Source organism: Bacillus massiliglaciei, from assembly GCF_900098925.1.
Classification (GTDB): domain Bacteria; phylum Bacillota; class Bacilli; order Bacillales; family DSM-1321; genus Peribacillus; species Peribacillus massiliglaciei.
Genome location: NZ_LT622353.1, coordinates 11,636 through 36,202 on the forward strand (window position 1 = coordinate 11,636; position 24,567 = coordinate 36,202).

Consider the following 24,567-nt stretch of genomic DNA (forward strand, 5'->3'; position numbering starts at 1 on the left):
TGCGTGCGCCCGGCATGGGTGCAGTCTATAGGGTGAGAGTCCCGAACCATGAAGGCAGTAGTAATGGTTAGCTTAACGCAAGGGTGTCTGTGGTGACGCAGAATCTGAAGGAAGCGAGCGGCAAACCTCCGGTCTGAGGAACACGAACTTCATATAAGGCTAGGTACCATTGGATGAGTTTGCACAACAAAACGAAGTCCTTACTGCCGAAGGTGGTACAGAGTAAATGAAGCAGATAGATGGAGGGAAAGACTGTACTCTTACCCGGGGAGGTCTGATTGGAACGCCAAGTTCCCTTGGTAACCTATCCAGCGATGGACAGCTGAACAATCAGAAGTCAGCCGAGGTCATAGTACCATTCCAACTCGAGATGGAATGGGAAGGACTGAACTATTAGGAAGAACGAGAACTAGGCATATAATTCCTGTATAGAAGCAGACAATCCGAAAGGACTTACTTGAAGGAGGAAGTGGTGAATTCCACAGGGGACTTCATGAGGGTGGAGCAGGAATAACATAATTAGATTTCTACGTTCACGTCGAAAGGAAATATCACATGTTAATGGATCTGATTCTGTCACGGGAAAACTTAATAGAAGCACTTAAACGTGTGGAGAAGAACAAAGGGAGTCACGGCATAGATGGAATGTCCGTAAAATCCCTACGAAGACATCTCTATGAGAACGGGGAAACTCTTTGTGATTCATTAAGGGAAGGTACCTATCAACCTAACCCAGTCCGTCGAGTCGAAATCCCGAAACCGAACGGTGGAGTAAGATTACTAGGAATACCTACCGTGACAGACCGGTTCATTCAACAGGCTATCGCCCAAGTTCTAACCCCACTTCTTGACCCAACCTTCTCAGAACATAGTTATGGGTTTAGACCAAATAGAAGAGGTCATGATGCGGTTCGTAAAGCAAGGGAATATATAAGTGAAGGTTATAGATGGGTGATTGACATGGACTTGGAGAAATTCTTTGATAGAGTCAATCATGATAAGTTAATGGGGATATTAGCAAGTAGAATCCAAGACCGGCTGGTCTTGAAACTTATACGGAAATATCTCCAAGCAGGAATTATGATGAATGGTGTAGTCTATGATGCAGAAGAAGGAACACCACAAGGAGGTCCACTGAGCCCCCTTCTTTCGAATATCCTTTTGGATAAACTTGATAAAGAGTTAGAAAGGAGAGGTCACAAGTTTGTCCGCTACGCCGATGATTGTAATATTTACATGAAATCGAAGAAAGCTGGAGAACGAGTGATGAACTCAATTACATGCTTTATTGAGCAGAAATTAAAGCTCAAAGTAAATAGAGAAAAGTCAGCAGTTGATCGCCCGTGGAAACGAAAGTTTCTTGGCTTTAGCTTTACGGTCAATAAGAAACCGAAGGTTCGAATAGCCAATGAAAGTATTAAAAGGCTTAAGGCTAAAATACGGGAGTTAACCTCCCGTTCTAAACAAATTCCTATGGAAGTTAGAATCGAGAAACTAAATCAATATCTAACGGGATGGTGTGGATATTTTGCATTGGCTGATACACCAAGTAAATTTAAAGAATTTGATGAGTGGATTAGACGGAGACTCCGTATGCTTGAATGGAAACAATGGAAGAAACCGAGGACAAGAGTAAGAAAACTCAAAGGTCTAGGTGTCCCTGACCAAAAGGCATATGAATGGGGAAACTCCAGAAAGAAATATTGGAGAATAGCCTGTAGTCCAATCTTACACAAAACCCTCAATAACTTGTATTGGAGTCACCGAGGGTTGAAAAGTTTATATAATCGATATGAATTTCTGCGTCAAACTTAATGGAACAGCCGTATACCGAACGGTACGTACGGTGGTGTGAGAGGTCGGGGGTTAATCACCCCCTCCTACTCGATTTTCCTAAAAGAGTGATGAATGGACTATTATACCTGTATACTATTGAGGGAGAATATCTTCTTGTATTACAGAGGAATGCCGAACCTTCAACAGGGTAAATTGTTTTTCGATTTGGAAAAGCTAATGAAAATATATAAATTCGGATGAATATTCAGCCTGTAAACCTAAGGAAATAAGGAATAATCTAACGCTTTTTTTTACATTTTTTGATAAAATGGTAGAGAGTAGATGAGTTAGGTAATTGTACCTGCAGTTTGGTGAGGGAGTGGGGGAATGAAAAACGAAATGAATGATTTAGTGTATATGCATTTGCAAGCCTCCGAGCGGTTTGTTGTGTCGAACGGGGTGAGTTTTTGTGAATTTGTGAGTTCATTGCCGGACCCTTTGCCCTATACGCTTCTCTTAAAGCACCAACTGGAAGAGACGGAATTTAATCTGAATGTATTGATGGACTTTGTTCCGCCTGAATATATACAGGATTTTATCAGAAAGGAATGGAAACCGGCAGGAGATTTCTGCTGGGTTGATTTTGAGGATCCCGCCTGTCTCGATGAGTTAGAAGGACAGGAAATAGCGGAATTGCTGTATATGGGGCATACGAAAAATCATCTTAATTCTCCTTTTTTCAGGAAATTGAATAATCGATTCGCGTATCTTTCCATCGAGGATTCTTTGCTGAGCAAGGTGTATTACCGTTCCTTGGATGAATATTTCTGCCAGCTGGGCAAGCTGATTTCGCTTAAAGCGGAAGCGCAGGAATCCGGACGAAGCTGGATTTTCAGGAAGAGGAATTGCGAGCTTCTTCCCGTTCCTCAAGAGGCAGTAAGACTCATTGCTCCGCTGCTCTCAGAAGGGGTGGTATTTTCGATGCGGCAAATGCGGAAATCGAGGATCAAAATAGAGATTCCTCTGTATCTCGTCGGTGATTTCATGAATTTCGATGAAATGATGGAAGAGTACCAGCAGGCCAGCATCAGAGAGCCGGACGTATGGCTGATCTTTCAGAAAAAGAGCAAAGACTGGACCGTAGCAAAGAACAAGTCCCGCAATGAGGTTCCCCTGTGATAACAGGGGAATTGTTCTGTATACGGAAAAATGATGGAGAATCCGTCATTTTTACCCAGTTCTGCCCCTACATAATGTAAATAAAACACTAATAATATATTGATGTGGATATATGGAAGAAAAGATTCGCTGATTTAAGCAAAAATTGTTGAAAAGAAGTTATATCGGCGGCGGCCGAAAGTGATACAATGTATTGTGTTGAAATGAATATTGGAGGTAACATTGATGAAAACCAAACTCGGACTGCTGTATGGCGGAAAATCAGCTGAACATGAGGTTTCTCTGCAAACAGCTTTAGCCGTTATTAAAGCGCTGGACTTAAAAAAATTTGATATACATCCTATATATATTACGAAGGAAGGGGCCTGGGTCAAAGGACCTCAGCTAAAGGCGCCTGCTGAGAACATAGAAAAACTGACTTTCACAGAAGGTGCGCAGGTTTCGCCGCTTGCTTTGCAGACGGCGTCGGATGGAGAAGAAGCGGGGTATGATGTGATCTTCCCGCTGCTTCACGGACCGAATGGGGAAGACGGCACTGTGCAGGGGATGCTTGAATTGCTGAACCTTCCGTATGTAGGAAACGGAGTGCTTGCTTCTTCTGCCGGAATGGATAAAGTGATCATGAAGAACATTTTTGCCCAAGCCGGTCTGCCGCAGGTGAATTATACTTGGATGCTTCGCTCTGAGTGGGAAGCGGACAGAAAAAGCGCGTATCAGAAGGTTGAGGAGAAGCTCGGCTATCCATGTTTTGTGAAGCCGGCCAATCTTGGCTCAAGCGTCGGCATCAGCCGGTGTACGGATGCTTCTGAACTGGAAGCGGCTTTTGAGGAAGCGTTCCAGTTTGACAGGAAGATTATCATTGAAGAAGGCGTAACAGCCCGTGAAATTGAGGTAGGCGTCTTAGGGAATGACTGGCCGGAAAGTTCTGTTGCCGGAGAAATCATCCCGAAAACAGCTTTTTATGATTATAAGGCGAAGTATACGGATGGCGATACAGCGCTGGTCATTCCTGCAGAACTTTCTGCTTCAGAGGAAAGCAGTCTGAGAACGATGGCAATCGAGGCGTTCAAGGCGCTGGATTGCTCAGGCTTGGTGCGTGCTGATTTCTTTTTGACAAAGGACGGAAAAGTGTATATCAATGAAGTGAATACGATGCCGGGCTTCACGCCATTCAGCATGTTCCCGCTATTATGGAAGCATACCGGTGTCGAATATCCAGAGCTGATTGAAAGGCTTGTCAGCCTGGCCATTGAACGCCATCAGGAAAAACAGCAAATTAAATTCACCATGTAATAAATAATGCAGCAGCAATTCGGTATTCTATAAATAGAAAAAATACCGGTAACGGGGAACAGAAGCTACGGGCAAGTGCAGAGAGCTTCTGTTTTCCTATTCAGAGAACAGTCTAAGGGCACTGCAGGGGTTGAATTTCAGGTACATAACTCTAGGAGGAGCAAATGCATGATAAAAAGGACGCTTAAAAAAATCCATGAGATGGTGAATGGATTAAATAATATAAGTGGGTTTGAAACGATAGAGGTAAAGGGTGTTTCGATTAATTCCCGCACCCTCACAGAAGGAAATTTATTTGTTCCGCTGACTGGGGAGCAAACAGATGGGCATAAGTATGTACAGGGGGCATTGGAAAATGGGGCCGCAGCTGCATTTTGGAAAAAAGATGTGCCAAACCCTCCTGAACATCAGCCGGTCATCATCGTGGAAGATCCGGAACAGGCGCTGCAGCGGCTTGCCAAAGCCTATCGCGATCAGCTCGATGTGAAAGTGGTCGGTGTAACGGGAAGCAACGGAAAGACGACTACAAAAGACATGATTGCTGCCCTGCTTGCAACCAAATACAAAGTGCATAAGACGAGCGGGAATTACAATAACCATCTTGGCCTTCCGCTGACGCTCCTTTCGATGCCGGAGGATACAGAAGCGGCCGTACTTGAAATGGGCATGAGCAGCAGAGGTGAGATTGAATTCCTATCCAAAATGGCAAGGCCTGATATCGCTGTGATTACGAATATCGGGGAATCTCATCTCTTGGATTTAGGGTCAAGAGAAGAAATTGCGAATGCCAAGCTCGAAATTGTCGACGGACTGGCTAAAGGAGGTCTTCTCATTTATCACGGAGATGAACCGCTGCTGATTGAGCGCATTGCAAAGAGAAAAGATGCTTTCAGATCTCTGTGCTTTGGCCGCAATGACGAAAATGATATCTATCCGCTTGAGATTTCACAAGACCAGAATTCAACATCCTTCACTGTTTCAGGCAGGGAGGAGAAGTATGTGATTCCGGTCCTTGGCCGCCATAACGTCTTGAATGCACTCGCTGCAATGCTTGTTGCCAGAGAGCTTGGCGTGGATGAAGAGCATATGCAGTCCGGCCTTTCAACGATTTCCATCACGAATATGCGGATGGAAATGGTGGCTGGCGCCCACGGCGAAAAAATCATTAATGATGCCTATAATGCAAGTCCGACTTCCATGAAAGCTGCCATTGAGCTGATTGAAGGGATGTCCGGATTTTCGAAAAAGATTCTGGTATTAGGTGATATGCTGGAGCTGGGACCGCATGAGAAGAATTTCCATCTGAAAATCGGCGAGCATATTTCTCCTGAGGAAATCGATTGGATCTTCACTTACGGAGCGCTTGGCAAGTATATCGCTGAAGGAGCTGCTTCATCTTTTAGTTCGGAACGGGTCTTATCCTTTATGGATAAACAGGAATTGATCTCATCTTTGAAAAAACATGCCGGCGCCAATGATCTGATTCTGGTAAAAGCGTCACGGGGCATGAAGCTGGAAGAAGTTGTGAAGGCGCTGCAGGAAGCGTAAGGACAGCTTGAAAGGGATCGGGAGAATGGGATTGCTCCCGGTCCTTTTCATTTTTGCCATTTGTGTCTGCCGGTCCGGAAAACCATTTGCGCCATGCTGCATAAGATAACGGGAATAGAAAATATAAAAAAACATTCTCCCTGTAGGTCCATAGCTATATAACAGGCTGGAACCAATATAAGGGAGCGGATTCCTTTATTGCAATAACAGTTGGAAAATGGTAATATACAGTATGAGTTTAAATGTCTGGTCATGGTGGTATAATCATGATGAGCAGTTTAGCTTGAATTAATTTATGTAAAAGAACTTTCATTTCCATGATATGCTTGATGCATCATGTACTTATCGATTAAATAGGCCGCGCGTCTTGATCATATATGAAAAGTGACCGATATCCGGCACTTTCGTTGCTCATTAGGAAAGGCAGCTGGATGACAGCTATTTCCACTTCTGCACTCCCTCAACGCACCGGGCCTGTTTTTTGTATCATATGTTGGCGCTTAGCTGAAATATGTGAGCTGCTGTTCATCGGCCGCAAAAAGAATAAGGTGCACCAGCCCTCACCTAACTGGACGGTTTATGCCGTTAACTACTTGGACTTTTCCGTTTTTGAATGTATTTGTTTTTTAGTGAAACAAAAGAAAGATGATAGCCCGCTGAACCAGTATGAATTCTATGAATGCTGGTATTTCTTTTCATTCATTCATGCTTGAGGTTCATTAACACTAAAAGGCAGTCATTCTTTTAGGTGATAATGAGAAAACTTTTTCATAAGAGATAAATGATTGTACCTTCAGCCATCCATGATGGCCTGAAGCAAAATAGGGTGCAGGCAGCCGTCTGACGCCATAAATAACTGATTTAAAAAGGAGCACGAACACATTGACATTGTTTAGCGAATTAGGTCTAGATAGAACCTCTATGAAATCTATTGAAAAAATGGGATTTGAAGAAGCAAGCCCGATCCAAGCACAGACAATTCCTTTGGCGCTTGAAGGGAAAGACATCATTGGACAAGCACAAACAGGTACTGGTAAAACAGCTGCTTTTGGTATTCCTTTGATTGAAAACATTAATATCCAAGATGAGAACGTACAGGGAATCGTTATTGCTCCTACACGTGAGCTTGCGATTCAGGTTTCTGAAGAGCTTTATAAGCTTGGTTACGGCAAACGCGCCCGTGTTCTTGCTGTATACGGCGGACAGGACATCGACCGACAAATCCGCGCGCTTAAGAAGAAGCCGCATATTATCGTCGGTACACCGGGCCGTCTGTTAGACCATATCAAACGGAAGAACATCCGCTTAGGCAATGTTCATACAGTGGTTCTTGATGAAGCGGACGAAATGCTGAACATGGGATTCATCGAAGATATCGAATCCATCCTTTCTACTGTGCCGGATGAGAGACAGACTTTGCTGTTCTCAGCAACAATGCCGGACCCAATCCGTAAAATCGCTGAAACTTTCATGCAAGACCCTACTATCGTAAGGGTAAAAGCAAAAGAAATGACAGTAGACCGGATTGAGCAATATTACCTTGAATTGCGCGAAAATGAAAAGTTTGATACATTGGCCCGCCTGCTTGATATTCAAACACCGGAGCTTGCGATTGTATTCGGACGTACTAAGCGCCGTGTAGATGAACTTTCCTCTGCATTGAATATCCGCGGATATATGGCTGAAGGAATCCACGGTGACCTTAGCCAGGCGAAACGTCTTTCTGTATTGAAGAAGTTCAAAGACGGAAGCATTGATGTTCTTGTTGCGACAGATGTTGCTGCTCGCGGATTGGATATTTCAGGCGTTACACACGTATACAACTTTGATATCCCACAAGATCCAGAAAGCTACGTTCACCGTATCGGCCGTACGGGCCGTGCCGGAAAACACGGAGTGGCCATCACTTTCGTAAACCCTCGTGAAAGAGGACAATTGCATGCTGTAGAGCATACAACTAAAAAGCGCATGACCAGAATGCAAAAGCCGACATTGACGGAAGCATTGGAAGGTCAGCAAAAGGCTGTAACTGAAAAAATCACTGCGACAATCGAAAATGATGATTTGTCCTTGTATTTAGAGCAGGCCGACGAATTGCTTCAAAAGCACGGTGCGTCTAACTTGGTTGCTGCTATGCTGAAAAACCTGACAAAAGAACCGGATCAAACTCCTGTTAAATTGACAGAAGAAGCGCCAATGCCTCGCCGCGACCGCAATCGCGGAGGCGGAGGAAACAGACAGCGCAACGGACGCGGACCTTCAGGCGGAAGAAAAGATTACGGCAACAAACGCCCTAACAACCGCAAGTCTAATGGCTATGGCAACCGCAGCTCAAGCCAGCGCGAAAAAGCTAACCGTTAATAATAGGTTTAGGAATATAAAAGCCAGGCAGTCCTTCATAAGGGCAGCCTGGCTTTTTTTGGTAAATGCAGTTGGAAGTGTCACCATTCCCGTCTCCTGCCGGCTGCAATTATAGTATACTGAAGAAAAGAGAGAGTTAGAAAAATAGGAAACATATGGGGGAGAGGATTATGGAACCAAGAATGAGAATTTCGGAAAAGGGGCTGTCGGTCTGGCGGATCCAAGGGCTTATTGAATGCGTGGTCACGTGGGTGATTACGGCCGCTGTGCTGGTTCTTACCCTGATTTTCGACTGGCCCTTCTGGATTGTGGGCATTTTGCTGGGACTGTCTGTGATACAGCCTTATTTCTCGATTTTTTTCTTTCCTTCTTTGCGCTGGAAACGCTGGCGTTATGAAGTTCGGGAGACAGAAATCGACATCCAAAGAGGAATTTTCATCGTTACCAGGACGTTAATCCCGATGATTCGGGTGCAGCATGTAGAGACGGCCCAGGGACCTCTCTTGAGAAAGCATGACCTGGCAACCATTCAAATTTCAACAGCCGCCGATGTCCATGAAATTCCATCCTTGAATTTGTCGGAAGCAGATGAGCTAAGACAATATATTTCCCGGATGGCAAGTGTGGAGGAAGAAGATGTCTGAACCGAGAAGGCTGCATCCGATTGCTGTTCTGACCAATATTTTTCAGGTGATTAAAGGGATTATCTTCCCGATCCTTATCTTCCTTTTCTCAGACATTGACCTGGAACTTGGAGGGCTTGGATACTGGCTGGCGGCGGCAGGAGTTGCCATGGTTATCCTTCTTTCCTTTCTCGGGTGGCTTCGTTATACATATCGGATTGAAGACGGCGAAGTGAAAATCGAGTCCGGCCTATTTATTAAAACGAAGAGTTTCATTCCCCTGAGCCGGATCCAAAGCATGGATGTGTCCGAAGGGATTCTCCAGCGCCTTTTTGGCCTGGTTAAAATCCGGATTGAAACGGCAGGCGGCAGTCAGGCGGACGCTGTTTTATCAGCGGTCAGGAAACAGGAAGCGAAAGGGATTACAGAGGCCTATGCGGAAAGCAAGCGAAAAGGGGCGTCGGACCGGGAGCCTGAAGATGGAGAAGAGACCTTAAGAGAGAGGGGGCCTGTGTTTGAGCAGGGGTTCCCGAGGCTTTTGATCATGGCTGTGACGTCCGGCGGCGTCGGGGTTATATTCTCGGGGGCTGCCGCCCTTATTTCCCAGGTGGATGACTTTATCCCCTTTGAGCGGTATTCCGATCAATTTATGAGTCTGTTTGAGAGAGGGGCGCTTTTGATCAGTATCGTTACGTTTGTGATGCTTCTCTTTGCATATGTTCTGGCAACAGCGGTCATCATGCTTAAATATGCTTTCTTTACCGTAAGAAAAGCAGAGGAGGAGCTTGTGATTACCAGGGGCCTGCTGGAGAAACGGTCTTTGACGATTCCGCTCAGGAAAATTCAGGGCATCCGCATTGCGGAAAATCTGGTGCGCCAGCCGATTGGCTATGCAAGTGTATATGTGGAATATGCCGGGGGATCGCTGAAAGATAAGGAATCCACGAACGTGATGCTCTTTCCGCTGATTAAAAAGGCGGAACTGAAGGAGCTGCTGCAGCGCTTTCTGCCTGAATATGATGTGCAGGAAGAGTTCCAACAGGTTCCAGGGTCTGCCTATTCAAGCTATCTGCTCCGCTTTTTGCCTGTTGCTGTGCTTCTCGCTGCGGTCTGCCTGTGGTTCCTGCGCCCTTGGGGATATGTGTCCCTGGCGCTGATCCCGGCTGCTTTTCTGTGGGCTTACTTGGTTTACAGGGAGTCAGGCTGGAACTTTCAAAGGGAGCAGCTGCAGCTGAGAAGGCGCGTGCTTTCAGTACAGACACTTGTCATTCAAAAAAATCGGATCCAATCTTTTAAAGTAAAACAGAGCTTTATGCAGAAACGAAGGAAGCTCTCGACTGTTCAGGCTGTCATAAAATCAGGGCCTGGGCCGAGGGCCGGGAATGCTGTTCATATTAAAGAGGAACATGCGGCAAAAATATGGGAGTGGTTTTCGCGTTAATCGGGCAAGACTGGATAAGGCCGGAGATATGCCGGCCTTTTTTCCTAGCGCTTGTTCCAAAAGAGTCGGGCCGTGATAAAACCGGCTGCCAGTCCGGCGATGTGGCCGGTTGCATTAATCTGAGGCTGGATGAATGTCATGATGACCCCGATGACCGTCAGTGTGTAAATGGTATTCACTTCATTGGCCGTGAACAGGCTTTTTTTGAACGCAGCCAAATAGACATAGAAGCCGAGAACTCCAAAAATAGCTCCGCTTGCGCCTACATGGCTGTACGTCAGCGGATGAAACAGGTACGTGGCGGCACTTGCCAAAATGCCGGCCGTCAGGAAAAAGAGGATGAACCGGGCGCTGCCAATCAACTTTTCCAGGCCTGGACCGAAGATCGCCAGGGAGAAGCTGTTCAACAGCAGGTGGGTAAAGGAACCGTGAAGAAAGATCGGAGTGGCGAGGCGCCACCACTGGCCGTTCTCAATATACAGATTGACCCCTGTTCCGTTGATATAAATAAATTGGCCGAGCGGACCGGGAAAAAGCGTCAGCACAAAGATGAGGACAAAGAATAAGATCAGGCCGGAGACTGCCGGAAAACTGCGGATATAGGCTTGGAAATTCTCTGTTCGAATAAACATGGCTCCTCCTTAGGTTTCAAATAGTAGTTTTAACAGACTGAGCGGATGATTACATAGCAGCGAAGGAAACGAGCTTTTTATAAGAAAGAACTGTCTTTATAACTATGTATCTAATTTTCATTATAGAAGGAGTTGCTTGCATGATAAAAGGAATTGGCATCGATATTGCAGAATTGGCCAGAGTTCAGCAGGTAGCCGAGCGGCAGCCCCGGTTTGCTGAGCGGGTTTTGACAGAACCGGAGCTCGCCGTGCTGGCAAGCCTCCGCGGCAGAAGGCGCATCGAGTTTCTGGCGGGGCGATTTGCGGCCAAAGAAGCGTTTTCCAAGGCGATGGGAACCGGAATCGGGAAAGAGCTGTCCTTTTTGGATATCGAAATTGGCGCTGAGCCGAGCGGAAAGCCGGCAATCGTGCAGCCGTTTTCGGCAGGAGTCCATCTGTCCATCAGCCACAGCAGGGAATATGCCGTGGCACAGGTCGTAATCGAGGAAACTGACTAGCTGTCCTATTTCTTGGACATAAACAGCAGGGCTGTCTCATATATTTGTAATGCTATAGGGAGACAAGGCCCGGTAAAAGGCACAGGGATAAACCTGGATGGCTTAATAAAAGAAGAATAGGGAGGAACCAAGTCATCTAGACAAGCGCCCATGTCCGTATCCTGCCTTTTCCTCTCCCTTTTACGTTCAAATAACTAAAGGGGTTGAAAAGATGAGAAAAATCTTAATGCTTTTTGCTGGGATTACTCTGCTGTTTGCACTGACCGCCTGCGGCCAGAAATCACAGGACGATGTGGTGAACGACCTGAATGATAAAGTCGGAACGATGAAGGGATATAAAGCAAATGCGAAAATGACATTGAAGATGGGCACGGATCCGCAAGTGTACAATGTGGAAATCTGGCATAAAAATCCTTCCTTCTATCGGGTCAATTTAAAGAATGAGGAAAAAGACCAGAGCCAGATGATTCTCCGCAATGAAGACGGTGTATATGTTTTGACGCCGGCCTTGAACAAAAGCTTCAAGTTCCAGAGCGAATGGCCGGAAAACAGCAGCCAGGCTTATCTGTTCGAATCACTTGTCAAAGATATCACGGAAGACAAGACCGCTGAATTCAAGGAAGTCGAAAACCAATATGTCTTTGAAACCAAAACGCGCTATCAAAACAATAAAATGCTTCCGTATCAAGAGATTGCTTTTGATAAGAAGAGCCTGACTCCAAAAAGTGTGAAGGTGATGGACTCGGATAAAAATGCGCTGATGACGGTGGAATTCTCCAAAGTGAAATTCGATACGAAATTTGACAAAGATGCATTTGACATGAAAAAGAATATGACGAGCGCCCAGCTTGATTTTCCAGTGATGGCCGATGTGAAGGATGAAAACTTCTCGGTCAAATACCCGGCGGAGATGGACGGAGTGAGCCTGGCTGATGAAAAGAAAATCAGCACAGAGGACGGCGAACGGGTCATGCTGACTTATGAAGGCGAAAAGAACTTTACGTTAGTAGAGGAAAAAGCCGGAGTGGTACAGACCTCGATGGTATCTAAAAATGTAAACGGCGACCCGGTTGATTTGGGCTTTACGATGGGGGCTGTAACGGCAAATTCCGTCAGCTGGACGTTCGAAGGGGTGCAGTATACATTGGCCTCGAAGGATATGGAGCAGGAAGAAATGATCGAAGTGGCCCGTTCAGTGGGTGAGCAGGCGGTAAAATAGCCAGAGGAATGACGGGGGCGGCACAGGAGTGCTTCCCCGATTTCTTTCTTTAAGATGAAGTTTCCAGCTAAATATGCCGGGGTCCCCTTTCTCTTTTGAAGGAAACGTAATAGAATAGCACTAATGCAAGAATTTTTGAAGGCAATTCAGAAGGAAGGTACTGTTTTTGGATACGCAAGGATACCATAGAGATACCTGGGCAGAAGTGGATTTAGACCGGATTCGCAGCAATGTGGCCGCGATGAGGAGCAGGATGCCTGCCCATATGAAAATGTATGCAGTCGTGAAAGCGAACGCTTATGGACATGGAGATTATGAAACGGCAAGGACTGCATTGGATGCAGGAGCTGACAGCTTATGTGTCGCCTTTTTGGATGAAGCGCTGTCTCTGAGGAAGAAAGGGATTAAGGTGCCGATTCTTGTGCTTGGAGCGTCAAGGCCGGAGGATGCAGGTCTTGCAGCTGAAGAAGGAATTTCCCTGACAGTCAGTTCACGCGACTGGCTGATGCGGGCGAAAGGCCATTTGTCAGCTGGACAGGCCTTGCCGGTGCAGGTGAAATGTGATACAGGCATGGGCAGACTTGGAGTTCGCCGCCCTGAAGAACTGGCTGAAATCGAGGCAGAGCTGCGACAGTCTGACTGCTTCTTTTTTGAAGGGATTTTCACCCATTTTGCGACGGCGGATGAATTAAATACAGGATATTACGAAAAGCAGCTGTCCCGGTTTAAAGAGCTTCTCGCCAGTCTGTCTGAACGCCCGCCGCTTGTCCATTCGGCCAACAGCGCTGCGTCTCTCCGCTTCTTGGATCCGGATTTTAATGCGATTCGTTATGGGATTTCCATGTACGGACTGAGCCCTTCCCCGGAAATAAAGCCGGAGCTTCCGTTTGAGCTGAAACAGGCTCTTTCGCTGAAAACGAAGATTGTGTTTGTCAAACAGCTTGAGGCTGGGGAAAGCGTCAGCTACGGAGCCGTCTATACGGCAAGCGGGAAAGAGTGGGTGGCCACGCTTCCGATCGGCTATGCGGATGGATGGATCCGGAAACTGCAGGGGCAGGAAGTGCTGGTCAACGGCATAAGAGTTCCGATTATCGGCAGAGTCTGCATGGATCAGTGCATGATCCGGCTTCCGGAATATATCGAAGAGGGGACGGAAGTGACGCTGATTGGTGAGGACGGCGGCAAACAGATAACCGTCGATGAGATTGCAAAAAGACTCGAGACCATCAATTATGAGGTAACCTGCATGATCAGTTCCCGTGTGCCGAGAGTCTATATTGAAGGCGGAAAACGGGTCCGGGTGACCAATCCGCTTGGAAAGTAATCCGGATTGTAAAAAATTATCATGAATTTTGAATGGAAAGAGTTGCTTTTTGCTGATAATAGTAGATACCAGGGAATATACTCTTTGCAGACTGTTATTTTAATGGTAATATGAAAAAGAAAAATATAAAAAATGGTGTGTAGTGATGGTGGAGGTGTATGTTTGTGTCTGAATCCAGCGCAACGAGAGAGATATTAATTCGATTGCCTCAAAATTTATTGACTGAGCTAGATGGGTATGCGAGTGAAGAGAATGTGAATCGCAGTGAATTTATTTACCGTGCCGCAAAAATGTACCTTCGCGAACGCAAAAAAAGAGAGTTTCGTGAACGGATGAAACGCGGCTATATTGAGATGGCAGCCATTAACCTAACGATTGCTTCTGAAGCGTTTCAGGCGGAATTTGAGGCTGAGCACTGTGTAGACCGATTAGCTAGCGGAGGCTGAGCCATTGATTGTTGTTAAGCGTGGTGACGTATACTTCGCAGACCTTTCCCCGGTAGTCGGTTCAGAGCAAGGCGGGACCCGGCCGGTACTTATTCTTCAGAATGATATTGGGAATCGGTTTAGCCCCACTGTCATAGTGGCAGCCATTACGGCCCAAATCCAGAAAGCAAAATTACCGACGCATGTTGAGATTAATGCAAAAAAATATGGTTTTGAAAGAGACTCCGTCATTCTTTTGGAACAGATTCGGACCATTGATAAGCAGCGTTTAACGGATAAGATTACCCATCTGGACGAACCGATGATGCTGAAGGTCAACGAGGCATTGCAGATTAGTCTTGGGCTGATCGAATTCTAGATAGAAGATATTTGGCGTAATACTATACACTATCCATTGACGTTTTATAGCGGCGGTTCCTTTCCGGAATCGCCTTTTTTATTTGCGGGGCGCACCTTTTCAAAGTAACGGCAGCGCTGGAATGGCAGTTCCGTTATTTTCAGCACTTTTGACCGTGCGGGGAAGGATTGTCCGCAAGATTTGGCGAAATACACGACTATACGATAACTTTGCCGCAATAGCGAAGAAGAACGAAAAAAGGTTTACGTCACAGGGAAAAAGGGTATAGGAAATCTTTGAGGAGAAAATAATGGCGACGGGGCATAAGGCTGTACACTTTTGGTGAAATGGCGGTCAGCCAACGAATCGATAAGACGCCTCTCCAACTCTTTCCTTGCGTTTTTATAACAACAGATGACGGAAACGGTTGTTCTTGGCTACTGTGTTGGAATGGGAGGATATCATGAATCAGCAGATACACCATTATATAAAAAATAATCAAGATTCTATTCTTACAGAATGGATGCAGGTAATGAAGGAAAGTACCGATGAGCGTTTGATTAAGGTAGTCTCAGAGCATATGTTTACTCAGACGAGCAGTGAGTTCATTGATATGATTGTCTCTAATGCGGATAATAACCATGATTTCGCTACCCGCCTTTCAGATTTTGCAGAAAAGGTGGTCCAGCTTGGCTGGCCGCTCACTTTTGTCAATGAAGGACTTCATAAATTCAACTTAATTGTTATCAATGGCATGGCTGCAAGCGGCTATGAGGTGGATCCGGTGGACCTGCTCAATGAGCTGGACGAATGGTCGACGCCGATGAGCAATGAGATTGTCCATATTTATTCCCAAACATGGGAAAGAACGGTGTCCATGCAGAAGATGGCCCTTCAGGAGCTTTCTGCCCCATTAATTCCCGTTTTGGATGGAATTACGGTCATGCCGCTTGTCGGAACGATCGATACGGAGAGAGCCAAGCAAATCATGGAAAACCTTCTGAATGGAGTGGTGAAGCACCGGTCAGAGGTTGTTCTGATTGATATTACAGGTGTGCCGATTGTGGATACAATGGTGGCCCATCATATCATTCAGGCGGCGGAAGCTGTCCGATTGGTCGGAGCCAAATGCATGCTGTGCGGAATCAGGCCGGAAATCGCCCAGACCATCGTGAATTTAGGGATTAACTTAAATGAAGTCATTACGAAGAATACACTCAAAAAAGGCATAGAAGCCGCCTTAGAACTGACAGACAGAAATATCGTGAAGGTGGAGGATAGTCGTGAGAATGAGAATTCCGATTTTAAAACTGTATGACTGCTTGCTCGTCTCCATTCAATGGGAGCTTGATGACGTCACAGCTCTTCAATTTCAGGAAGACTTGCTGCATAAGATTCATGAAACCAGCGCAAATGGGGTGGTCATAGATATAACTTCCATCGATTTCATCGATTCCTTCATTGCAAAGGTTTTGGGCGATGTGTTCAGCATGTCCAAGCTGATGGGGGCAAAAGTTGTAATTACCGGAATCCAGCCTGCGGTTGCCATTACGCTGATTGAACTTGGAATCAGTCTTGACGATGTAATGACAGCTTTAGACCTAGAGAAAGGCCTGGAGAAATTACAACAGGAACTGGGGGATTAATTTTATGGAGTTCCAATCCTGTGTAAAAATAATAAATGAATGGGATATTGTCGCTGCTCGGCAGCTTGGCAGAAACTTTGCCAAAGAACAGGGCTTTGGTGTCGTCGACCAAGCCAGGATTACTACTGCAATCAGTGAACTTGCCAGAAATATTTATTTATATGCCGGCGAAGGATCTGTCAGTATTGAAAAGATCTATAACAACGGCAAAGCGGGCTTGAGAATCATTGCCGAAGATCAGGGCCCGGGCATCAAAGATATCAGAAAGGTCCTGGAAGATGGTTTTACAACCTCCGGCGGACTTGGAGCCGGCCTGCCGGGAGCCAAGCGCTTAATGGATGAATTTGATATAGAATCCATACCAGGAAAGGGAACGAAAATCACGATAACCAAATGGCTGCGTTAGGGGAGAAAGAGAGATGGATATGCGGAAGACTATCGAACAGCGGTATCGGGAGACATTATCCAAATATTTGAATGACCAGACGGAGCAAGCCTTATATCAAGGACAGAAAATCAGCCGGCAGAATATCGAAAATGATATTTATCCGGAAGAGGTCATCAGCATGCATAAAAACATTCTGATGGAATTATGTCCGGATACGCCTGCCAAAGTTCTGGATTCCTTTGACTTTCTGCTGGAGGTCATGATGGGATATGGAATGGCTTATCGGGAAAACCTAAGTCTGCGGCATCAGCAGCAGGAGCTGAAGTCGGAGATTGAAATTGCCGCCAGTGTCCAGCATACGCTCCTGGAAACAACCGTCCCTGAAATAGAGGGGCTGGAAATCGGGGCAATCAGTGTGCCGGCAAGACAGATGAACGGTGATTATTATCACTTTGTTCAGGATGAAAACAACTGTGTAGGGGTAGCGATTGCCGATGTCATCGGCAAAGGAATCCCGGCAGCCCTCTGCATGTCGATGATTAAATACGCGATGGACAGTCTTCCTGAGCATCGGAATGATCCAAGCACTGTGCTGGAAAGCCTGAACAGGGTAGTGGAACACAATGTGGATCCAAGCATGTTCATCACGATGTTCTACGGGCTGTATGACACACAGAAGCATCTGTTTTCTTATTCGGCAGCAGGGCATGAACCAGGTTTTTATTATGATGCAGCCAATGGGACATTTTGCGATTTGGAAGCGAAAGGCCTGCTGCTCGGCGTCGATAAAAAAACGAAGTATTGCCAATATGAAAAGAAGGTCGAACCTGGCGACATGATCATTCTGTTATCGGACGGGGTAACTGAATGCCGTACAAGCGAAGGGTTTATTGAAAGAGAAACGTTAATTGAACTGATCAGTGAAAATATTCATTTAAGTCCTCAGCAAATCGTGTACAACATTTATAAGAAACTGGAAAAAATGCAGAACTTTCAGCTTCGGGATGATTTTACATTAATTATTTTGAAATGTGCGGTTTAAGAAGTTCGGTAACTGGGTATTTAAGAATGGATATTGTAAATAAAGAGGTGGGTCTTACAGATGAATTTTGCAGTAGATGTTAAAGAAAATAATACAGAATATGCAGTGAAGCTTAAAGGTGAAATTGATGCCTATACTGCTCCAAAGCTGAGAGAGTCGCTGTTTCCTCTTTCTGAGCAGGAAAATTGCACGATCACCGTCGATCTTACTGATGTTTCCTATATGGACAGCACTGGACTTGGAGTATTTGTCGGTTTGTTTAAGAATATCAAGGCGAATAACGGTGAATTCGTGTTAGTCGGTTTGTCAGAGCGTTTGCGCCGCCTTTTTGATATTACTGGTTTGGCTGAGATTATTGATATTAAAAGTAATGCAGAGGGTGGGTTAGAATGAAGCAAGGATACGATTACATCGAAATGAAGATACCTGCAAAACCGGAATTTATCGGCATCATCCGCTTAACCCTTTCTGGAATCGGAAGCCGAATGGGCTTTACCTACGATGAAATTGAAGATTTGAAAATTGCCACAAGTGAAGCGTGTACGAATGCCGTGCAGCATGCCTACAAGGAAGATGAAAAAGGCGAAGTGAAGATTAGTTTCGGTTTGTATCCCGACCGTTTGGAAGTCATGGTATCTGACAGTGGAGAAAGCTGCAATTTCGATGAAGTCCGCCAAGGTCTGGGACCGTATCAGGAAGGCCAGCGGGTTGAATTTCTCAGAGAAGGAGGCTTAGGTCTCTATCTGATTGAAACGCTGATGGACAAGGTGAATATTCACCAAAATGATGGGGTTACTGTGTTTATGACTAAGTTCTTAGAGGGAGAGCAGGTGGAGATGGATGCAAAGACACTCTCAACCTAATCAGGCAACGAGAGAACAAGTAAACGAATGGATCCGGGCCTATCAACAGGACCAGGATGAAGAAGCTCAAAACCAGCTTGTTCTGCATTATCAAAGCCTAGTGGAAACCATCGCTAGGAAATATTCAAAAGGCAAGGCTTTTCAGGAGGACATTTCACAGGTTGGCATGATTGGCCTGCTGGGAGCCATCCGCCGGTACGATGAATCGTTCGGGAAAAGCTTTGAGGCCTTTGCGGTTCCCACCATCATTGGAGAAATCAAGCGTTTCTTGCGTGATAAAACATGGAGTGTCCATGTTCCAAGAAGAATCAAGGAGCTCGGACCGAAAATCCGGGTCGCTGTGGAAGAATTAACAACGACGCTGCACCGCTCGCCGAGAATCGACGAAATTGCCGAATACCTTGAGGTAGCGGAAGAGGAAGTGCTGGAAGCGATGGAGATGGGAAAGAGCTACCAGGCTCTTTCTGTCGATCATTCCATCGAAGCAGATTCCGACGGCGGCACCGTGACGCTTCTTGATATTTTCGGAAATGTAGACGAAGGATTTGAAAAAGTGAACCAGCGGCTCGTCTTGGAGAAGGTTCTCCATGTACTGAGTGACAGGGAAAAGAAAATCATCCACTATACGTATCTGGAGAACTTGAGCCAGAAGGAAGCGGGCGACAAATTGGGCATCTCGCAAATGCATGTATCAAGGCTGCAGCGCCGGGCGATTAAAAAGCTCCAGGAAGCAATCCATGCGGAGAATTCAGAGTACGTCCAATGATTAAAGACCGCTTGAAAAGTGAAAGGATCGATTTGCTTGTTTCCCAGTCTTCCAAGAATAATATGTCCTTTTGCGGGGATGATTATTTTTTTCTATTGAAAGATGACTTCTTTCTTTGTGTTCTGGCTGACGGTCTTGGCAGCGGGGAGTTTGCCTATGAATCGTCCCATTCGGTTATTGAAGAAGTAAAGGCCAATCCTGATATGGATGTAGAAGAACTCATGGCCCTCTGCAACCAGTCGCTGCTGAGCAAGCGCGGAGCGGCCGTTTCGATTTTAAAAGTGTTTTTTGAAACGAGGGAGTTCATTTACAGTTCAGTCGGGAACATCCGGTTCTTTTTGTATAATCCGGAGAAAGACCAAATCACCTTTCCAGTGCCGGTGACTGGGTATCTTTCCGGACGGAGGCAAAATTACCGGACAAGAAGCTTCACCTTTGAAAAAGGAGCGAAATTTCTTCTTCATTCCGATGGAGTAAGACTCCAGGGTGCAAAATCGATTTTAAGCAAGAAACTTACGCTCGAGCAAATGGCTTATCAAATATTGGATGATAATCCGATTACATCTGACGATACCACCTTGATTATAGGAAGCCTATTTCCCTAAATACCGCGGAAATAGGCTTTTTAGCATGAATGGATTTAGATGGAATAAATTCGCAAGTTGTCAGCCGTTTTGCTAGACTGTAAGTAAGATTCTTAAAGGTTGGAGGAAGAACGTTGACTGAAGCGATGAATAAAATCAAGCAAATTAGCCATGAATTATCCTTGAAAATCGGACAGGTTCAAAATGTGATCAAGCTATTGGATGAAGGAAACACGGTTCCATTCATAGCGCGCTACCGGAAGGAGATGACAGGTTCACTCGATGAAGTCCAGATCAGAACGATCATGGAACGTTCCCATTACCTGGACCATTTGGCCAGCCGTAAGGAAGAAGTAACCCGCAGCATCGAAGAACAGGGGAAAATGACACCGGATCTGGCGAAACAGATTGAGAAGGCGGTCAAACTTCAGGAAGTGGAGGATCTGTATCGTCCTTATAAGCAAAAAAGGAGAACGAAAGCGACCGTCGCCAAGGAAAAAGGCCTGGAACCGCTGGCGGATTGGCTGATGGAAGCGGCCGGCAACGAGAGCCCTGAAGAGAAGGCGGCAGAATTCATTTCAGAGGAAAAAGAAGTGCATACGGCGGAAGAAGCGCTTGCCGGCGCCAAGGATATCTTAGCGGAACGTATCTCGGATGATGCCGAGCTGCGAAAATGGATCAGAGAAGAATTCATGAAATCCGGGAAAATCGTTTCAGCTGTGAAGAATGAAGAGAAAGATGAGAAAAACATTTTCGAAATGTACTATGCATATGAAGAGCCTGTCCAAAAAATTGTGCCCCACCGGATTCTGGCGCTCAATCGCGGGGAGAAGGAAGAGGTGCTGCGAATTTCTGTCCAGCCGCATACGGAACGGATTCTTTCCTATATGGAGAGAAAGTTTATCAAGAACCGCCATGCATCTTCAGCAGGACTGCTGAAAGAAGCGATGGAGGACAGTCTCAAGCGTTTGATTGTCCCTTCCGTGGAGCGGGAAATCAGGAAGGAGCTCACAGAAAAAGCAGAGGACCAGGCCATCCATATTTTCTCGGAGAATCTGCGGAATCTGCTTCTTCAGCCGCCTCTTAAAGGGAGAGTCGTTTTGGCCGTAGACCCGGCATACAGGACAGGCTGCAAGCTTGCCGTAATTGATGAGACAGGGAAGGTGCTTGAGATCAGCGTCATTTATCCGCATCCGCCTGTGGCGAAAAAGGCAGACGCCAAACAAAAGACTCTCGCTCTTCTTGCATCATTTCAGGTTGAAATCGTGGCTATCGGCAATGGTACGGCATCCCGTGAAACAGAACAGTTTATTGCGGACATCCTGAAAGAAACAGACAGGGACATTTCCTACATTATCGTCAATGAGGCCGGGGCCAGCGTCTACTCCGCATCTGATATTGCCCGTGAGGAATTCCCGAACTTCCAGGTTGAAGAAAGGAGCGCGGTCTCCATTGGCCGCAGACTGCAGGACCCGCTTGCGGAACTTGTGAAAATCGATCCGAAATCCGTCGGGGTCGGCCAGTACCAGCATGATGTCTCACAAAAGAAATTGACGGAATCCCTTACGTTTGTCGTTGAGACGGCGGTTAACCAGGTTGGAGTCAATGTGAACACCGCATCACCTTCCTTGCTGCAATATGTAGCCGGCCTCTCGAAAACAGTGGCCCAAAACATCGTGAAGAAGCGCGAAGAAGAAGGCAAGTTCACAAACCGGAAGCAGCTGAAGAAGATTCCTAGACTTGGTTCAAAGACGTATGAACAGTGTATCGGATTTCTGAGGATTGGAAACGGAGACGAACCGCTGGACCGGACAGCCATCCATCCGGAGAATTATGGTTCTGTCAAACAGCTGCTGAAGAAGATAGGGTTCACAACAGAAGATCTCGGCAGCAAAGACCTGATCGACAAGCTTGCCGGCCTTCATATAGAAGGTATGGCAGAAGAATTAGGCATAGGGCAGATCACGCTGAAGGATATCGTTGCTGATTTAATGAAGCCCGGACGTGATCCGCGTGATGAATTGGCGAAGCCTTTATTGAAACAGGATGTTCTGAAGATGGAAGACCTACAGGCCGGAATGGAATTGCAGGGGACTGTCCGGAATGTGGTCGATTTTGGGGCATTTGTGGATATTGGTGTGAAACAGGACGGATTAGTCCATATTTCCAAGCTCAGCAAAAACTATGTCAAGCACCCTCTTGATATTGTTTCCGTTGGAGACGTAGTCACTGTATGGGTAGAGCAGGTGGATTCAAAGAAACAGAGGGTTTCTCTGACCATGCTCGAACCAGCCCGTCAACTTTCATAAAAAAGGCACCTTCTTTTATAGGAGGTGTTTTTTTTAATAATAATGGTCATCTTGATCCAGCCGGATACTTTCATTCTGCATATAGGAAAACCAGCATTGATTCAGCAGCTTCACTTGATGGCAGTCCTTCTCGTAAAATGCCTTTCTGATTTGGTTTTCGAACCATTTCGGCATGAACAGCCCTCCTCATTTGACGCGCTCATTTACAGTATATGTTATAATGGGTTGTCATGTTACGCAGAAAGGGAGAGAAGAATGGAACAGCAGCAGCTGCAGGCATTGACTGAGGAATTATCTTTCATCTACTTTCATAAACCTTTCCTTCATCAGGCCTATTTCAACCCGAGGCTTCGTACAACCGGAGGCAGATATCTGTTAAGCTCCCATGATATTGAAATTAATAAGAAGTATTATGAGGAACAGGGACTGGAAGAACTGGCCGGAATCATCAAGCATGAGCTTTGTCATTACCATCTTCATTTGGAAGGGAAGGGGTACCAGCACCGGGATGCAGATTTCCGGGAGCTGCTTCAAAAAGTCGGCGCTCCTAGATTTTGCCGGCCGCTGGCTTCCCGCCCCCAGGCAAAACCGGTGAAACGTCTGGAATATCGGTGTAAAACATGCGGTACACGATATATGAGAAGAAGAAGGATCAATACCGAGCGCTATGTATGCGGAAAATGTAAAGGGAAGCTTATATTTATCGGGGAATTAGGGAAGATATAAACTTGATTAAAAAAATGTAAAAAACATGTTGACTTTGTATTACAAGCTCTATATAATCATAAGAGTCGACAAGATAACAGCTTGTCAACATGAGGTCCTTGAGTTTGAAAAGGCAACCCATTCTTATTATTCCGCAGTAGCTCAGTGGTAGAGCACTCGGCTGTTAACCGAGCGGTCGTAGGTTCGAATCCTACCTGCGGAGCCATTTTTGGGGAAGTACTCAAGAGGCTGAAGAGGCGCCCCTGCTAAGGGTGTAGGTCGGGCAACCGGCGCGAGGGTTCAAATCCCTCCTTCTCCGCCATAACATTTTTATTATATGGCCCCTTGGTCAAGCGGTTAAGACACCGCCCTTTCACGGCGGTAACACGGGTTCGAATCCCGTAGGGGTCACTTTACATAGCACTTTCTATTATGGTCCCGTGGTGTAGCGGTTAACATGCCTGCCTGTCACGCAGGAGATCGCGGGTTCGATTCCCGTCGGGACCGCCATTTTTTAAAAAGTCGTTGACTTGGTAAGAAAGATATGGTAAGATAAGATTCTGTTGTTAAAACAATATTGGGCTATAGCCAAGCGGTAAGGCAGCGGATTTTGATTCCGTCACGCGAAGGTTCGAATCCTTCTAGCCCAGCCATTTATTCGAGTCATTAGCTCAGTTGGTAGAGCATCTGACTTTTAATCAGAGGGTCGCAGGTTCGAATCCTGCATGACTCACCATTATCGCGGGTGTGGCGGAATTGGCAGACGCACCAGACTTAGGATCTGGCGCCGCAAGGCGTGGGGGTTCAAGTCCCTTCACCCGCATTAATTTTTTCTTGACAGAATGAATTAATGGTGTTACAATAGTCAAGTCGCTTACGCGGTCGTGGCGGAATGGCAGACGCGCTAGGTTGAGGGCCTAGTGGGGGATAACCCCGTGGAGGTTCAAGTCCTCTCGGCCGCACCAAGTAATTTCATATATAATATGCGCCCGTAGCTCAATTGGATAGAGCATCTGACTACGAATCAGAAGGTTGTAGGTTCGACTCCCGCCGGGCGCACCATATTTACGGGAAGTAGCTCAGCTTGGTAGAGCACTTGGTTTGGGACCAAGGGGTCGCAGGTTCGAATCCTGTCTTCCCGACCATTCCCTTAAAATAATATGCGGGTGTAGTTTAGTGGTAAAACCTCAGCCTTCCAAGCTGATGATGAGGGTTCGATTCCCTTCACCCGCTCCAATTTTATTGCTCTTTGAAAACTGAACAAAACAAAGCGTAAGCGTACGATATATAGTGAACTAACACTATTCAAAAAAAGTAATGTTGACCATTGATTGATATCAATGCCAGCACTTCTATGAGCAAGTCAAACATTCTTCGGAGAGTTTGATCCTGGCTCAGGACGAACGCTGGCGGCGTGCCTAATACATGCAAGTCGAGCGAATCAAAGGGAGCTTGCTCCCGGAGATTAGCGGCGGACGGGTGAGTAACACGTGGGCAACCTGCCTGTAAGACTGGGATAACTTCGGGAAACCGGAGCTAATACCGGATAGTTTCTTCCCTCTCATGAGGGAAGATGGAAAGACGGTCT

Annotated in this window: 25 protein-coding genes, 11 tRNA genes and 1 rRNA gene; 35 read left to right on the plus strand and 2 right to left on the minus strand. The window is 46.1% G+C overall.

The genetic code is table 11. From position 1 onward, the window contains the following. The first annotated feature begins 226 nt into the window (after positions 1–226). The 8 genes from BQ4305_RS21225 (at position 227) to BQ4305_RS02850 (ending at position 10,221) form a co-directional block, all read left to right on the plus strand. The gene (locus tag BQ4305_RS21225; protein ID WP_199880500.1) at positions 227–397 is read left to right on the plus strand and encodes a hypothetical protein; all 171 of its coding nucleotides are present in this window, start codon (positions 227–229) and stop codon (positions 395–397) included. 158 nt (positions 398–555) lie between these two features. Further along, the gene (gene ltrA / locus BQ4305_RS02815) at positions 556–1,815 is read left to right on the plus strand and encodes a group II intron reverse transcriptase/maturase (protein ID WP_110926384.1); all 1,260 of its coding nucleotides are present in this window, start codon (positions 556–558) and stop codon (positions 1,813–1,815) included. A gap of 348 nt (positions 1,816–2,163) precedes the next feature. Further along, on the plus strand, positions 2,164–2,955 hold the full coding sequence (locus BQ4305_RS02820) for a hypothetical protein (protein ID WP_110926385.1): 792 nt from the start codon (positions 2,164–2,166) through the stop codon (positions 2,953–2,955). A gap of 225 nt (positions 2,956–3,180) precedes the next feature. After that, on the plus strand, positions 3,181–4,248 hold the full coding sequence (locus BQ4305_RS02825; RefSeq protein ID WP_110926386.1) for a D-alanine--D-alanine ligase: 1,068 nt from the start codon (positions 3,181–3,183) through the stop codon (positions 4,246–4,248). A gap of 168 nt (positions 4,249–4,416) precedes the next feature. Next, entirely contained in the window at positions 4,417–5,796 is a 1,380-nt protein-coding gene (locus BQ4305_RS02830; RefSeq protein ID WP_110926387.1) for a UDP-N-acetylmuramoyl-tripeptide--D-alanyl-D-alanine ligase, read from the plus strand. Between the two features lie 882 nt (positions 5,797–6,678). Beyond that, the gene (locus tag BQ4305_RS02840; RefSeq protein ID WP_234396854.1) at positions 6,679–8,157 is read left to right on the plus strand and encodes a degradosome RNA helicase CshA; all 1,479 of its coding nucleotides are present in this window, start codon (positions 6,679–6,681) and stop codon (positions 8,155–8,157) included. A 170-nt stretch (positions 8,158–8,327) separates the two neighbouring features. Further along, on the plus strand, positions 8,328–8,801 hold the full coding sequence (locus BQ4305_RS02845) for a PH domain-containing protein (protein ID WP_110926389.1): 474 nt from the start codon (positions 8,328–8,330) through the stop codon (positions 8,799–8,801). Further along, on the plus strand, positions 8,794–10,221 hold the full coding sequence (locus tag BQ4305_RS02850; RefSeq protein WP_110926390.1) for a PH domain-containing protein: 1,428 nt from the start codon (positions 8,794–8,796) through the stop codon (positions 10,219–10,221). Before BQ4305_RS02845 ends, BQ4305_RS02850 begins: the two co-directional genes overlap by 8 nt. A 44-nt stretch (positions 10,222–10,265) precedes the next feature. Here the strand turns inward: BQ4305_RS02850 and BQ4305_RS02855 are convergent, their stop codons facing one another. Then, the gene (locus tag BQ4305_RS02855) at positions 10,266–10,853 is read right to left on the minus strand and encodes a rhomboid family intramembrane serine protease (protein ID WP_110926391.1); all 588 of its coding nucleotides are present in this window, start codon (positions 10,851–10,853) and stop codon (positions 10,266–10,268) included. A 140-nt stretch (positions 10,854–10,993) separates the two neighbouring features. Between BQ4305_RS02855 and acpS the strand changes: the two genes are divergently transcribed. The 14 genes from acpS to BQ4305_RS02925 all read left to right on the plus strand — a co-directional run bounded on the left by acpS (position 10,994) and on the right by BQ4305_RS02925 (position 22,274). After that, complete coding sequence (acpS, locus tag BQ4305_RS02860) at positions 10,994–11,350, plus strand: holo-ACP synthase (RefSeq protein ID WP_110926392.1); 357 nt, start codon at positions 10,994–10,996, stop codon at positions 11,348–11,350. 211 nt (positions 11,351–11,561) lie between these two features. Continuing rightward, positions 11,562–12,569, plus strand: coding sequence for a LolA family protein (locus BQ4305_RS02865; RefSeq protein ID WP_110926393.1), 1,008 nt, complete (start codon positions 11,562–11,564; stop codon positions 12,567–12,569). 166 nt (positions 12,570–12,735) lie between these two features. Then, positions 12,736–13,893 (plus strand): alanine racemase, encoded by a 1,158-nt coding sequence (alr, locus tag BQ4305_RS02870; protein ID WP_110926394.1) that lies wholly within the window; start codon positions 12,736–12,738, stop codon positions 13,891–13,893. 164 nt (positions 13,894–14,057) lie between these two features. Beyond that, a complete protein-coding gene (locus BQ4305_RS02875; RefSeq protein ID WP_110926406.1) occupies positions 14,058–14,339 on the plus strand; it encodes a CopG family ribbon-helix-helix protein in 282 nt (93 codons plus the stop codon). A gap of 7 nt (positions 14,340–14,346) precedes the next feature. After that, complete coding sequence (locus tag BQ4305_RS02880; protein WP_110926407.1) at positions 14,347–14,697, plus strand: type II toxin-antitoxin system PemK/MazF family toxin; 351 nt, start codon at positions 14,347–14,349, stop codon at positions 14,695–14,697. A gap of 442 nt (positions 14,698–15,139) precedes the next feature. Then, positions 15,140–15,994, plus strand: a complete 855-nt coding sequence (locus BQ4305_RS02885; RefSeq protein ID WP_110926395.1) for an STAS domain-containing protein — start codon at positions 15,140–15,142, stop codon at positions 15,992–15,994. Further along, complete coding sequence (locus BQ4305_RS02890; RefSeq protein WP_061143976.1) at positions 15,966–16,322, plus strand: STAS domain-containing protein; 357 nt, start codon at positions 15,966–15,968, stop codon at positions 16,320–16,322. The genes BQ4305_RS02885 and BQ4305_RS02890 overlap by 29 nt, the downstream gene beginning before the upstream one ends. Positions 16,323–16,326: 4 nt before the next feature. Next, a complete protein-coding gene (locus BQ4305_RS02895) occupies positions 16,327–16,728 on the plus strand; it encodes an anti-sigma regulatory factor (RefSeq protein ID WP_110926396.1) in 402 nt (133 codons plus the stop codon). Positions 16,729–16,741: 13 nt separating this feature from the next. After that, on the plus strand, positions 16,742–17,752 hold the full coding sequence (locus BQ4305_RS02900) for a PP2C family protein-serine/threonine phosphatase (protein WP_110926397.1): 1,011 nt from the start codon (positions 16,742–16,744) through the stop codon (positions 17,750–17,752). A gap of 60 nt (positions 17,753–17,812) precedes the next feature. Beyond that, positions 17,813–18,145, plus strand: a complete 333-nt coding sequence (locus BQ4305_RS02905; protein WP_110926398.1) for an anti-sigma factor antagonist — start codon at positions 17,813–17,815, stop codon at positions 18,143–18,145. Then, on the plus strand, positions 18,142–18,615 hold the full coding sequence (rsbW, locus tag BQ4305_RS02910; protein WP_110926399.1) for an anti-sigma B factor RsbW: 474 nt from the start codon (positions 18,142–18,144) through the stop codon (positions 18,613–18,615). Before BQ4305_RS02905 ends, rsbW begins: the two co-directional genes overlap by 4 nt. Then, positions 18,593–19,381 carry an RNA polymerase sigma factor SigB gene (sigB, locus tag BQ4305_RS02915; RefSeq protein WP_110926400.1) on the plus strand — a complete coding sequence of 263 codons (789 nt, stop codon included), beginning with the start codon at positions 18,593–18,595 and terminating at the stop codon, positions 19,379–19,381. Before rsbW ends, sigB begins: the two co-directional genes overlap by 23 nt. Further along, positions 19,378–19,986 (plus strand): PP2C family serine/threonine-protein phosphatase, encoded by a 609-nt coding sequence (locus BQ4305_RS02920; protein ID WP_110926401.1) that lies wholly within the window; start codon positions 19,378–19,380, stop codon positions 19,984–19,986. Before sigB ends, BQ4305_RS02920 begins: the two co-directional genes overlap by 4 nt. A gap of 125 nt (positions 19,987–20,111) precedes the next feature. Next, entirely contained in the window at positions 20,112–22,274 is a 2,163-nt protein-coding gene (locus BQ4305_RS02925) for a Tex family protein (protein WP_110926408.1), read from the plus strand. 33 nt (positions 22,275–22,307) lie between these two features. On the opposite strand, the gene cmpA is transcribed toward BQ4305_RS02925, so the two are convergent. Beyond that, positions 22,308–22,448, minus strand: a complete 141-nt coding sequence (cmpA, locus tag BQ4305_RS02930) for a cortex morphogenetic protein CmpA (RefSeq protein ID WP_110926402.1) — start codon at positions 22,446–22,448, stop codon at positions 22,308–22,310. An 81-nt stretch (positions 22,449–22,529) separates the two neighbouring features. Here cmpA and BQ4305_RS02935 point away from each other — a divergent pair, with 81 nt between their 5' ends. From BQ4305_RS02935 to BQ4305_RS02995, 13 genes are all read left to right on the plus strand, one after another. Beyond that, complete coding sequence (locus BQ4305_RS02935) at positions 22,530–23,000, plus strand: SprT family protein (RefSeq protein WP_110926403.1); 471 nt, start codon at positions 22,530–22,532, stop codon at positions 22,998–23,000. A 130-nt stretch (positions 23,001–23,130) separates the two neighbouring features. Next, positions 23,131–23,205, plus strand: a tRNA-Asn gene (locus tag BQ4305_RS02940). 5 nt (positions 23,206–23,210) lie between these two features. Continuing rightward, a tRNA-Ser gene (locus BQ4305_RS02945) sits at positions 23,211–23,301 on the plus strand. A gap of 17 nt (positions 23,302–23,318) precedes the next feature. After that, a tRNA-Glu gene (locus tag BQ4305_RS02950) sits at positions 23,319–23,390 on the plus strand. A gap of 23 nt (positions 23,391–23,413) precedes the next feature. Beyond that, positions 23,414–23,489: transfer RNA gene (locus tag BQ4305_RS02955), tRNA-Asp, on the plus strand. 68 nt (positions 23,490–23,557) lie between these two features. Further along, positions 23,558–23,632: transfer RNA gene (locus tag BQ4305_RS02960), tRNA-Gln, on the plus strand. A 7-nt stretch (positions 23,633–23,639) separates the two neighbouring features. Then, positions 23,640–23,715, plus strand: a tRNA-Lys gene (locus tag BQ4305_RS02965). Between the two features lie 5 nt (positions 23,716–23,720). Then, a tRNA-Leu gene (locus tag BQ4305_RS02970) sits at positions 23,721–23,802 on the plus strand. Positions 23,803–23,857: 55 nt separating this feature from the next. Then, a tRNA-Leu gene (locus BQ4305_RS02975) sits at positions 23,858–23,944 on the plus strand. Between the two features lie 20 nt (positions 23,945–23,964). Beyond that, positions 23,965–24,041: transfer RNA gene (locus tag BQ4305_RS02980), tRNA-Arg, on the plus strand. A gap of 6 nt (positions 24,042–24,047) precedes the next feature. Further along, positions 24,048–24,124 (plus strand) — tRNA-Pro (locus BQ4305_RS02985). A 17-nt stretch (positions 24,125–24,141) separates the two neighbouring features. After that, a tRNA-Gly gene (locus BQ4305_RS02990) sits at positions 24,142–24,215 on the plus strand. 135 nt (positions 24,216–24,350) lie between these two features. Further along, positions 24,351–24,567: ribosomal RNA gene (locus tag BQ4305_RS02995) — 16S ribosomal RNA — on the plus strand; the annotation flags it as partial.

Bases quoted from the DNA above. Each gene is read 5' to 3' on its own strand.
- BQ4305_RS02820 (WP_110926385.1), top strand. From the start codon at position 2,164: ATGAAAAACGAAATGAATGATTTAGTGTATATGCATTTGCAAGCCTCC.
- BQ4305_RS02905 (WP_110926398.1), top strand. From the start codon at position 17,813: ATGAATTTTGCAGTAGATGTTAAAGAAAATAATACAGAATATGCAGTG.
- BQ4305_RS02855 (WP_110926391.1), bottom strand. From the start codon at position 10,853: ATGTTTATTCGAACAGAGAATTTCCAAGCCTATATCCGCAGTTTTCCG.
- BQ4305_RS02865 (WP_110926393.1), top strand. From the start codon at position 11,562: ATGAGAAAAATCTTAATGCTTTTTGCTGGGATTACTCTGCTGTTTGCA.
- BQ4305_RS02925 (WP_110926408.1), top strand. From the start codon at position 20,112: ATGAATAAAATCAAGCAAATTAGCCATGAATTATCCTTGAAAATCGGA.
- BQ4305_RS02885 (WP_110926395.1), top strand. From the start codon at position 15,140: ATGAATCAGCAGATACACCATTATATAAAAAATAATCAAGATTCTATT.
- cmpA (WP_110926402.1), bottom strand. From the start codon at position 22,448: ATGCCGAAATGGTTCGAAAACCAAATCAGAAAGGCATTTTACGAGAAG.
- BQ4305_RS02935 (WP_110926403.1), top strand. From the start codon at position 22,530: ATGGAACAGCAGCAGCTGCAGGCATTGACTGAGGAATTATCTTTCATC.
- BQ4305_RS02890 (WP_061143976.1), top strand. From the start codon at position 15,966: ATGAGAATTCCGATTTTAAAACTGTATGACTGCTTGCTCGTCTCCATT.
- BQ4305_RS02920 (WP_110926401.1), top strand. From the start codon at position 19,378: ATGATTAAAGACCGCTTGAAAAGTGAAAGGATCGATTTGCTTGTTTCC.
- BQ4305_RS02900 (WP_110926397.1), top strand. From the start codon at position 16,742: ATGGATATGCGGAAGACTATCGAACAGCGGTATCGGGAGACATTATCC.
- BQ4305_RS02850 (WP_110926390.1), top strand. From the start codon at position 8,794: ATGTCTGAACCGAGAAGGCTGCATCCGATTGCTGTTCTGACCAATATT.
- BQ4305_RS02825 (WP_110926386.1), top strand. From the start codon at position 3,181: ATGAAAACCAAACTCGGACTGCTGTATGGCGGAAAATCAGCTGAACAT.
- BQ4305_RS02845 (WP_110926389.1), top strand. From the start codon at position 8,328: ATGGAACCAAGAATGAGAATTTCGGAAAAGGGGCTGTCGGTCTGGCGG.
- sigB (WP_110926400.1), top strand. From the start codon at position 18,593: ATGCAAAGACACTCTCAACCTAATCAGGCAACGAGAGAACAAGTAAAC.
- ltrA (WP_110926384.1), top strand. From the start codon at position 556: ATGTTAATGGATCTGATTCTGTCACGGGAAAACTTAATAGAAGCACTT.
- acpS (WP_110926392.1), top strand. From the start codon at position 10,994: ATGATAAAAGGAATTGGCATCGATATTGCAGAATTGGCCAGAGTTCAG.
- BQ4305_RS21225 (WP_199880500.1), top strand. From the start codon at position 227: ATGAAGCAGATAGATGGAGGGAAAGACTGTACTCTTACCCGGGGAGGT.
- BQ4305_RS02830 (WP_110926387.1), top strand. From the start codon at position 4,417: ATGATAAAAAGGACGCTTAAAAAAATCCATGAGATGGTGAATGGATTA.
- rsbW (WP_110926399.1), top strand. From the start codon at position 18,142: ATGAAGCAAGGATACGATTACATCGAAATGAAGATACCTGCAAAACCG.
- BQ4305_RS02895 (WP_110926396.1), top strand. From the start codon at position 16,327: ATGGAGTTCCAATCCTGTGTAAAAATAATAAATGAATGGGATATTGTC.